The 9693-nt window shown below is 46.9% G+C and carries 11 protein-coding genes; 7 read left to right on the forward strand and 4 right to left on the reverse strand.

Features of this window, described 5'->3' with window-relative positions; genetic code table 11:
• The first annotated feature begins 232 nt into the window (after nucleotides 1-232).
• The 4 genes from QUA88_RS28525 (at nucleotide 233) to QUA88_RS28540 (ending at nucleotide 4188) form a co-directional block, all read left to right on the forward strand.
• Nucleotides 233-1759, forward strand: a complete 1527-nt coding sequence (locus QUA88_RS28525) for a phosphomannomutase/phosphoglucomutase (protein WP_333275090.1) — start codon at nucleotides 233-235, stop codon at nucleotides 1757-1759.
• Between the two features lie 52 nt (nucleotides 1760-1811).
• Nucleotides 1812-2039: a hypothetical protein gene (locus QUA88_RS28530; RefSeq protein WP_333057248.1), complete on the forward strand. Its 228-nt coding sequence runs from the start codon at nucleotides 1812-1814 to the stop codon at nucleotides 2037-2039.
• A gap of 464 nt (nucleotides 2040-2503) precedes the next feature.
• Nucleotides 2504-3445, forward strand: coding sequence for a M23 family metallopeptidase (locus QUA88_RS28535; RefSeq protein ID WP_333057250.1), 942 nt, complete (start codon nucleotides 2504-2506; stop codon nucleotides 3443-3445).
• Nucleotides 3446-3651: 206 nt separating this feature from the next.
• Nucleotides 3652-4188, forward strand: a complete 537-nt coding sequence (locus QUA88_RS28540) for a late competence development ComFB family protein (RefSeq protein ID WP_006631395.1) — start codon at nucleotides 3652-3654, stop codon at nucleotides 4186-4188.
• Nucleotides 4189-4561: 373 nt separating this feature from the next.
• On the opposite strand, the gene psb29 is transcribed toward QUA88_RS28540, so the two are convergent.
• Nucleotides 4562-5275: a photosystem II biogenesis protein Psp29 gene (psb29, locus tag QUA88_RS28545; RefSeq protein WP_333057246.1), complete on the reverse strand. Its 714-nt coding sequence runs from the start codon at nucleotides 5273-5275 to the stop codon at nucleotides 4562-4564.
• A 175-nt stretch (nucleotides 5276-5450) separates the two neighbouring features.
• Here psb29 and QUA88_RS28550 point away from each other — a divergent pair, with 175 nt between their 5' ends.
• Nucleotides 5451-5636: a hypothetical protein gene (locus QUA88_RS28550; protein ID WP_333057245.1), complete on the forward strand. Its 186-nt coding sequence runs from the start codon at nucleotides 5451-5453 to the stop codon at nucleotides 5634-5636.
• Nucleotides 5637-5746: 110 nt separating this feature from the next.
• Nucleotides 5747-6367, forward strand: coding sequence for a chromophore lyase CpcT/CpeT (locus QUA88_RS28555; RefSeq protein ID WP_333057244.1), 621 nt, complete (start codon nucleotides 5747-5749; stop codon nucleotides 6365-6367).
• A gap of 245 nt (nucleotides 6368-6612) precedes the next feature.
• On the opposite strand, the gene QUA88_RS28560 is transcribed toward QUA88_RS28555, so the two are convergent.
• On the reverse strand, nucleotides 6613-6975 hold the full coding sequence (locus QUA88_RS28560) for an STAS domain-containing protein (RefSeq protein WP_006631392.1): 363 nt from the start codon (nucleotides 6973-6975) through the stop codon (nucleotides 6613-6615).
• Nucleotides 6976-7032: 57 nt separating this feature from the next.
• Nucleotides 7033-8076, reverse strand: coding sequence for an oxygen-dependent coproporphyrinogen oxidase (hemF, locus tag QUA88_RS28565; protein WP_333233669.1), 1044 nt, complete (start codon nucleotides 8074-8076; stop codon nucleotides 7033-7035).
• A gap of 282 nt (nucleotides 8077-8358) precedes the next feature.
• Here hemF and QUA88_RS28570 point away from each other — a divergent pair, with 282 nt between their 5' ends.
• Entirely contained in the window at nucleotides 8359-9429 is a 1071-nt protein-coding gene (locus QUA88_RS28570) for an Mrp/NBP35 family ATP-binding protein (protein ID WP_333057242.1), read from the forward strand.
• A gap of 16 nt (nucleotides 9430-9445) precedes the next feature.
• Here QUA88_RS28570 and QUA88_RS28575 read toward each other — a convergent pair.
• Nucleotides 9446-9693, reverse strand: a 248-nt coding sequence (locus QUA88_RS28575; protein ID WP_333275095.1) for a hypothetical protein, incomplete at its 5' end; no start/stop codon positions are given.

The raw sequence follows: 9693 nt of genomic DNA on the forward strand, positions 1-9693 counted from the left end.
AACTTCTAGGAGTTAGGCTAACCGTCCCTGGATAGGAGAACCTACCCATTTAGGTTAAACGAATCGCACACCGGACATGATATAATACCAAATCCCAAATTTCTCCCCTGTTTATTTATTAGTCCGCGAAAGACGATCGGCGAAACTGACTCGAACCGTCTAGCAGCAAACGAAAGTTTGTACGATCAGTTTCTACCGCCGACTCCGATCTTTTTACTTACCATCAATTATTATGCAAAACTTCAACTGGACAAAACTTCAAAATGGCTCAGACATTCGCGGTATCGCCCTCGAAGGCGTTCCCAATGAAAAAGTCAACCTCACCCCCGAAATTGCGACAATCTTAGGTAAATCATTTGTCAGTTGGCTGGTGCAAAAAGTCAAGAAACCAGCGGCAGAATTAACGATCGCGATCGGGCGTGACAGTCGCCTATCAGGGCCAACCTTAATGCAAGCTGTCATGGAGGGAATCACCTCAGTTGGGGCAACAGTGTACGACTTTGACATGGCCTCAACCCCCGCCATGTTTATGAGTACCATTACCCCTGGTTTTGATTGCGACGGCGCAATTATGCTCACTGCTAGCCATTTGCCCTTTAATCGCAACGGCTTAAAGTTTTTCACCGCCCAAGGTGGGTTACAAAAACAGGATATTACAGATATCTTAGGAATAGCGCAAAGCAATAAATTCCAGCCAGCCGCATCGCCCGGTAAGATTACAAAGCATGATTTTATCTCTGTTTATGCTAACCAATTTGTCACAAAAATCCGGGAAGCAGTCAATCACCCCGATAATTTTGAGCAGCCACTAACAGGACTAAAAATTGTTGTGGATGCGGGCAACGGTGCTGGTGGTTTTTATGTTGATAAAGTCTTAAAACCTTTAGGTGCAGACACTACGGGCAGTCAGTTTTTAGAACCCGATGGTACTTTCCCCAATCATGTGCCAAATCCCGAAGATAAACAGGCAATGCAGTCAATTTGTCAAGCGGTAATTGAAAATCAAGCTGATTTTGGGATTATTTTTGATACCGATGTCGATCGCAGTGCGGCCGTCGATCAAGTTGGCAAGGAACTCAATCGCAATCGCTTAATTGCCTTGATTTCTGCCATTATATTACAAGAACACCCAGGCTCTACCATTGTCACCGATTCTATCACCTCCGATGGCTTGACACAATTCATCGAACAAGATTTAAAAGGAATTCACCATCGCTTTAAACGCGGCTACAAAAATGTGATTGACGAGTCGATTCGCCTCAATGAAGCCGGACAGGAATCATGGCTGGCGATTGAAACCTCTGGACATGGAGCTTTGAAAGAAAATTACTTTCTGGATGATGGCGCTTATTTGGTCAGCAAATTATTGATTGAATTGGCTAAGTCAAAGCTAGCAAACCAATCTTTGCCAGATTTAATTGCGAATTTAAAAGAACCAGAAGAAAGTGCAGAATTTCGGATTAAAATTGGTGTGGATGATTTCAAGGCTCACGGATCTCGCGTTATTGAACAACTGCAACAATTTGTCTCAACCCAAGCAGACTGGAAAATAGTTCCCAATAACTACGAAGGTTTGCGAATTTCCTGCACGTCACCTAGCGAATCTGGCTGGTTTCTGTTACGCTTATCACTCCACGATCCGGTGATGCCTTTGAATGTTGAGTCTAATGTTAAGGGTGGTGTTGCTCACATAGTCGCTCGGCTTTTAGCTTTTTTCAAAACAACAGAATCCCTTGATTTTTCGGCACTATCGCTCTAAGTTTTACTCGTGTTAGACTATTAGTAAACCAAACCCAAGGAGGAATTTAATCATGTGGCTTTTAATCATAAAATGTTCTGCTGAAAGCTGGGATACCCATTCCAAAGCTTTCAAAGCGATCGCTGCCAAATATCCTGCCACGCCTTCCTCTTCCAAAAAGATGAAAGGTGATGGTCAACGCATCATGGAATATCAGCTTGAGAATGTCAACGATGTAGAGGAATTTATGGAAGAATGCTTGACCTTAGATGGTTTCACCGCTACCTTTGAATCTCTGTAAATTTAGGTAATCAAATTATAGCAATTCTCAATTTTTATCTCCTACCATTTTAGATGTGAGATTGAAAAATTGGGAATTAATACTATTTACTCAAAAGTAGGCTACAATAACTAGAGAGTTTTAGCAAGGTTATCCGAAAATAAACTGCCAAGAAAGAAGTGATTTAACAGCAGAGGAATTAAAAATAATTTTGTTGTAGCGCCGTGAAATATAACTAATAGCAATTGTTAAAAGTTATGTAACAGTAGCTAGGACTGATAAAATATAATCCCATCCGCTTAGACATGAAGAGTGTTTCTGTTGAAACTTGGGTTCTCCTAAATTTGTAGTGGAAACGGTAGTGTGAGCGTCTGGCTGAAGCGGGCTTTCCTCCCCGCACTACAGAAATTTTTATTGCGGATTGCTAGAGTTAGTCTAGATAGTTAAAAATATATCAGCGAGAGAAAGGTTAAGGACTGCTAGTGATGGTAATGACTGTGAATCGAGACAACTGCGGGCTAAGTACGGAAATAATTACGGGTCGGATTTTGCGGTGGGGGCAGTTGAAAGCAAACAAGCTAACCGCTGGTTCGATCGGGGGAATTGTTGCTGGCTTTCTGAGTTTTGCCCTGCCGGTACAAGCTTTGCAGGTAGTTGTGACGCCGACAAATCCCCAACTGGGAGATACGCTGTCAGTAATGATTCAGGTTGACGGTAACGGCGGGGAAACTCCAACAGTTTCTCTACAGCAAAAAAACTACCCCGCTTTTCCGATCGGCAACGGCCGCTTTCGGGCCCTGCTACCGACGACGCCCCTAGAGAAACCCGGTGCTCGCCAAATCCAAGTCGCAGGTGACGGACAAGTGCAGAACTTGAGTCTCCAAGTGCGCGATCGAAATTTTCCTACTCAATCCATCTGGCTACCGCCTGGGAAAGACAGCGAAGGTACAGACGCGGAGTTCGATCGCGTAGACGCATTTAAAGCACTCGTGACACCCGAAAAATTTTGGGACGGCAAATTGTTGCGCCCCAACTCCGGCGAAATTACTACTATTTACGGGGTGCGACGTTATTATAATGGGGTATTTGCTCAAGACTACTACCACCGCGGCGTTGATTACGCGGGTGCTTACGGTTCCCCTGTAGTGGCACCAGCAGCAGGTCGCGTGTCTCTAGTGGGACGCGAATCCCAAGGGTTCAAAATCCACGGCAATGTCGTTGGTATTGACCACGGCCAGGGGGTAGCCAGTATTTTGATGCACCTGGCCCGGATTGATGTCAAGGAAGGCGATGTCGTGAAAGCAGGTCAAGTAATTGGTACTCTGGGATCAACGGGGGCTTCCACAGGCCCTCACCTGCATTGGGGACTTTACGTGCACGGGCAGGCCGTCGATCCTGTACCTTGGCGGCTTCAGGGAGTTGAGTAGGAGTTTTTACAGGTTTTGACGGATTTATCAGTCAATTATGGGGTAAGTTTGTGCTGGGGTGTGCAGATAACTTTATGGGTTATCAGTATTGAGTTAGGATTTGTATAAAAATTCTCAACTCAACTCTCAAAACTCGAATCTCAAGACGCTAACAATCGCGTCTTCACAAAACTTTATTGATGATGCCGTTGAGCGGGGACGCATATATGAGTATTGAAAAAATTGTTGAACAGGCTTTGCAAGATGGCTATTTAACGCCGTCTATGGAAGCTGAGGTGGGACGGATCTGCAATACGGCTTCGGAATTGTCGATCGAAGAGTACATGGCTCTCGATCGTCTGATGGGATCTTTGTTGACTGGCGAAGTTGTGGTTCTGCCACGCAAACAGTTCATCAACGTGATGGAAGAGTTGGTGCTCAGCGATGCGATCGCTAGGGTGGCCGAAATTGAGGCGACGAGCGACCTGAGTCTGGATGTGGGAGATATTGCAGCTTATGCTTTAAATAGGCTGCCACCTCTGTACGCTACGACTGAAGAGGGAGCTCACTTTCAAAGGGCTAGGGCTAAAGAGCAACTTCACGATTTGATTTCCAAAGAAGTCAACGCAGCGATCGCCCGCAACTTGGACAGGCCCGACACCCCAAACCCCACAGCTTTGGGCAAGTCTTCTGGAAACGAAGTTCTTTCACAGCTAAGCACTTGGCTGCAAGCTAACGCCACTAATTTTGAACCCCAGCCTTAGTACCAATCCAACAGCTCTATTTTGATTAAGTCGATCCCGCTCCATTCAGAAAGCGGGATTTTTAGTTTCTGAGCCAGCAAGATTCATCAGATGGCAGAAACCAGAATTCAAAAACAAAAAATTAAAATTTAAGAGTTTTCTATTTTATGTAAAAAATAAAAAACTCCTTCTTCTTTGTTCGTGACATCGGTTACATCTGACATCTTGCAGCAATATCAATAAGAGGATTTTTCGTGGGTCGGGCGGGTTTATAGAACCTATTTGCAAGCTTTCAGGCTGTTGGCGAACCCGCCCCTACGGCTAATTGAGAATGGTGCAAGATATCAGTTACATCCGAAGAAAGCGAATCCGCTGCCGAACTTCTTTTAAACGATTAATTGCTGCTGTCAGAAGAGTCAGCCGAAGGACCAGCGGTAACTTTTGTCTCTCGTTTTTCGCGTTTTTTCCGTTCCGCTTGGATGACATCTTGAAGCACTATTCGTGCTTGGGCCATTTTTTCCAAATTGCTGCGGTACAAATCTAAATCTTTGCTAACTTTGTCTTCTGGCAGGTGCAAGGCCGCACTGACTTTGGCGATCGCGTCGTTTCGCGTTTCTTGGTCTTTTACCAAGTTAGGGTCAGCTTTTTCTAATAGCGAGAACAAACCGATCGCGAACAAGCGGCTGTACTTAAATTGAGGGTTGCTGGCGATCGCCCCTAAAGACGCTTGCAAATCCGCTGTATCTTCAAAGCTGGTCGAGCGATCGAGCCACGAGAGCAACTCTTTGCCCGAAAGTCTATCCGCCAAGCTTTCCAATCGCTGAGCGTCTTGCTTGTAGCGCTCTGGATCGTCTTCTAGGGACTTGCATAAAGCGTTAAAAATCGAAAGTCTGTCTGCTTCTGGGGCGTACCCAAGCATGAATCGATCGAAAGCTGTCACTACACCCAAAGCATAAATCGGGTCGTATTGAAAATCGGCATTCGCCGAAAGCAAGTGCATTTCTACCATCAACTCTTCCACCACTCGACGGTAAATTGAGTTGATCGGTCGAGTGTGAATCGTATAGAAACTTCGCTTAGTATCTGAAACAGTACGGTTATTGTTCACCTGAGTCTTATAGATAAATAATTTTGCCGTAGCGGGCGTGCCAGCGCGGCGTGAGTAAAGTCGGGGGAGTCAGTCGATTTGAGATTTTAGATTTTAGATTTTAGATTTACCCCACAGATAAATCTGGGAGCTTGAACTTTGGTCTAAAATTTTTATCTTTCCACGACTTAAGTAAGTGGCACGGTATCCGTTGTTGGGCTGGGTCAATTCGGCGATCGGGCTGACAAAATTTGCCAGTTTTTTAAGCGTTGCCGCCGGATTGCGAGACAAAATTTTATCAAAAATATTTTACGCGCGATCGGCAGCAACAATTAATATGTCGCAATATGAGGGAAAAAACCCAGTATCTTTACAATCATAGCTCTTCTGGGATCGCTCATAAATCTCATCTTCTGACTTGCCCAGCCTTGATATGGTTTTACATATCACAATAACTTTTTCTTGTCAATCCCTAATCCTCAAAAAACAAACATGACAATTTCTCCTGAATTAATAGCTTTAGCCCAGTACATGGCGGGCGAATTTGACAACCGAGAACAAGCGCTAGCAGAGCCGGCGTGGTACGTCCACCTTCGTATGTGGCAAAGACCACTACCCGTTCCTTTATTTTCCGAACCCAGCATTGCCCTGTTTGCCGAACAAGCCAACATTCTGGAATTAGACAAGCCATACCGCCCTCGCATCGTGCAACTGAGGCACTCACAGATAGCGCCGGAACTTATCGAAGCTCAGTATTATATGTTCAACGACATTACAGCCGTCAAAGGAGCCGGTTGCAACCCCGACTTGCTTGGAAAGCTAACGAAGGAGCAAATCCAACTCCTTCCCGGCTGCACCCTCTCGGTTGCGGTGCAAAATTTAGCCTCAAACGGCTATCGATTTCGGGCATCTTTGCCGGAGGGCACTCGCTGCGGCTTTGCCTACGGGGGGCAAAATTACCAAGTAGACTTGGGATTTGAAGCCGCAGGCGAGGAATTTCTCAGCTACGACAAAGGAATAAGCCCCACCACAGGCAAGGCTATCTGGGGAGCTTTAATGGGCCCTTTTAGATTTGTCAAGCGTCAGGATTTTGCTGCTGAGATATTGGTTTGAAGCAAGAAGCAACAAGAAACTAGGAAGAAAAATATAGCTATCTAGGATAGAAGGCAAGACTTTACCTTGACCTATTCTTCTACTTTAGTGTTTTGGTGAACCTCTCAACCTCTCAAGAAAGGAAGAAAGCATAAGGAAGCTGGCAATAATTTACCTGCTTCCTGTTCTTGTGCAGGGTTCCGGCGCTTTTTGTGAGCCTCAAGCTTAAATTGCGCTTACACCGCAACCGATGCAAGCGAGAGTGGTCAACTTGCGCGCGGCACCCCCTCTAGAGCTTCTTCTTCCGTTTCAAAGATTTCAAACACAGAATCCATCATGGTGACTTCAAACACCAGTTTGGCTTCGGGATGAACATTGCAAATGCGGAAACTTCCCTTAACTTTATCCGCATCCCGCATACCTGCTACAAGTGAGGTCAGGCCAGAGCTATCGATAAAGTTAACCTGACCAAGATTCACTACAACATGGCGGCTAAGTTTGGAAATACACTCTTGCAACTTGAGGCGGAATTGCCAAGCTGTAGTGATGTCCAACCGTCCTGTCGGTGCTAAGACGATAACTGTTGTACCGTCTTGAAGCGTGTGGGTTTTTTGATCAATATGAATCACTGACCCTTCCCTCAAATTTATTATCTATCGCGGTGGTTACTGTCCCAGTAGTTTAACTCAGGTCGGTGACTGCTGAGGCATCCAATTCGCCCAATCTTGCGGTTTTAAGAACTTGGAGTAGAGTTCGGCTTCGGGAGAGTTGGGTTCTGGCTCGTAACAGTATTCCCAGCGTACCAAAGGTGGCAGGGACATGAGAATCGATTCGGTGCGTCCGTTGGTTTGCAAACCAAAGGTCGTGCCTCGATCGTACACCAAGTTAAATTCAACGTAACGGCCACGGCGGTAAAGTTGGAAATTACGCTCGCGCTCGCCGTATTCTTTCGATCGGTGCTTTTCAACAATTGGGGTGTAAGCTGGCAAAAATGCCCGGCCGCAGTCCTGTACGAAGGCGAACAGCGACTCCCAAGTCCTCGGTTCCGGCACGCCGATGTTGTTGCTGCACTCAGCGGCCTTGCCTTTGACATGATGGTCGCGGTAAAGCGCGCCTTGAGCGCTTTGGTAGTCAAAAAACAGACCGCCCACGCCGCGGGTTTCTTGGCGGTGGGGGAGATAGAAATATTCGTCGCACCAAAGTTTAAATGTCGGATAATATCCGGGATGGTGGCGATCGCAAGTTGCTTTCAGAGTTTTGTGAAAATGAGCTGCATCCTCAGCCAAGGGGTAATAAGGAGTCAAATCCACACCGCCGCCAAACCACCAAATCGGCCCGGCCTCAAAATAGCGGTAATTCAGGTGAACCGTAGGCAAGTAGGGATTGCGGGGGTGCAGCACCATCGAAGTGCCAGTTGCATAAAAATCGTGACCTGCAGCTTCGGGGTGCTTGGCCAGAATCAAAGCCGGCAAACTTTCGCCCCACACTTGGGAAAAATTGACTCCCCCTTGTTCAAACACATCGCCTTCGCGCATGACGCGAGAACGTCCGCCCCCGCCTTCGGAGCGTTCCCAAGAGTCCTCCTTAAATTTGCCAACGCCATCGAGCTGTTCGAGGGATTGACAAATTTCGTCTTGTAGGGTTTTCATAAATTGGCTGACTCTAGCTCTAGAGTCAGCGGGCGGCAAAAACGGGGAAGTGGCGGTTTTAAGTGTGGTAGAAACTGTCATCCGATTTAAGATTTAAGATTTTAGATTGAAGAATTGAAGAATTGCGACCACGGCTCAATTCGCCTATTGTGACCAAATTGCTTTCGGTCGTAGAAATTCTTGCCGATCGCATTTGAGTTTGAGATTGACCGTGAGTCCCAAATCCTGTCGTCATGTAATTATGCCACCGCAGGTCTGCAAACGATCGCTATGAAGTTACATTAAAAAATAGCAATAAAAATATACTTAAACCTGCGATCGAAAATTCGCAAACCCAATTGCAGAGCTATGGTGGAGAACACAATGCCCAATACACTCGATGTTAGTTCAGTCTTAGAAATCCTGCGACCCGTGCAAGACCCCGAACTGCAAAAGAGTTTGGTGGAATTGAACATGATTCGTAACATAAAAATTGACGGCGGTGTCGTCAGTTTTACTTTAGTGCTGACAACGCCTGCTTGCCCGCTGCGAGAATTTATTGTCGAAGATTGCCAAAAAGCGGTCAAACAGTTGCCAGGAGTCGAAAAAGTGGCAGTGGAGGTGACAGCCGAGACGCCGCAGCAGAAGGGAGTGGTCGATCGCCAAGGAATTGAAGGCGTGAAAAATATTATCGCAATATCCAGCGGCAAAGGCGGCGTCGGCAAAAGCACGGTGGCGGTAAACGTCGCAGTAGCGCTAGCCCAAACCGGCGCTAAGGTGGGTTTGCTGGATGCGGATATCTATGGGCCCAACGACCCCAATATGTTGGGTTTGGGGGACGCAAAAGTGATGGTTAGGGACGGAAAAAGCGGGGAAAGCCTCGAACCCGCCTTCAACTACGGCGTCAAATTAGTGTCGATGGCGTTTTTAATTGACAAAGACCAACCCGTGATTTGGCGCGGCCCGATGTTGAACGGGATCATTCGGCAATTCCTCTATCAGGTGAATTGGGGCGATTTAGACTATCTGATTGTCGATATGCCTCCGGGTACTGGAGACGCGCAGTTGACAATGGCGCAGGCTGTGCCGATGGCCGGTGTCGTGATCGTGACGACGCCGCAGACTGTCGCTTTGTTGGACTCCCGCAAGGGGTTAAAGATGTTCCAGCAGTTGGGAGTGTCGGTGTTGGGAATTGTGGAAAACATGAGCTATTTTGTGCCACCCGATATGCCCGATAAGCAATACGATATTTTCGGTTCGGGTGGCGGGGAAAAGACTGCTGCTGAGTTGGGAGTGCCGCTGTTAGGCCGCATTCCGCTGGAAATTCCGTTGCGGGAAGGTGGCGATTCGGGGGTGCCGATCGTGGTGGGGCAACCGGGTTCTGCTTCAGCTAGGGAGTTGCGGGCGATCGCGGGTCGCATTGCCGGTAAAGTTTCCGTAGCAGCCTTAGCCTAACTCACATCTTGGATTGTTAATCAGCTTTTGATGGGCGGGCGTCCCGCCCAACCCCTACTCCCCACAAGAAACCTGTTGAATTTGTGGAACAGGCATCTTGCCTGTTGAATTTGTGGAACAGGCATCTTGCCTGTTGAATTTGTGGAACAGGCATCTTGCCTGTTGAATTTGTGGAACAGGCATCTTGCCTGTTGAATTTGTGGAACAGGCATCTTGCCTGTTGAATTTGTGGAACAGGCATCTTGCCTGTTGAATTTGTGGAAC

Origin of the sequence: Microcoleus sp. D3_18_C2, from assembly GCF_036702395.1 — a bacterium.
Taxonomy (GTDB): Bacteria; Cyanobacteriota; Cyanobacteriia; order Cyanobacteriales; family Microcoleaceae; genus Microcoleus.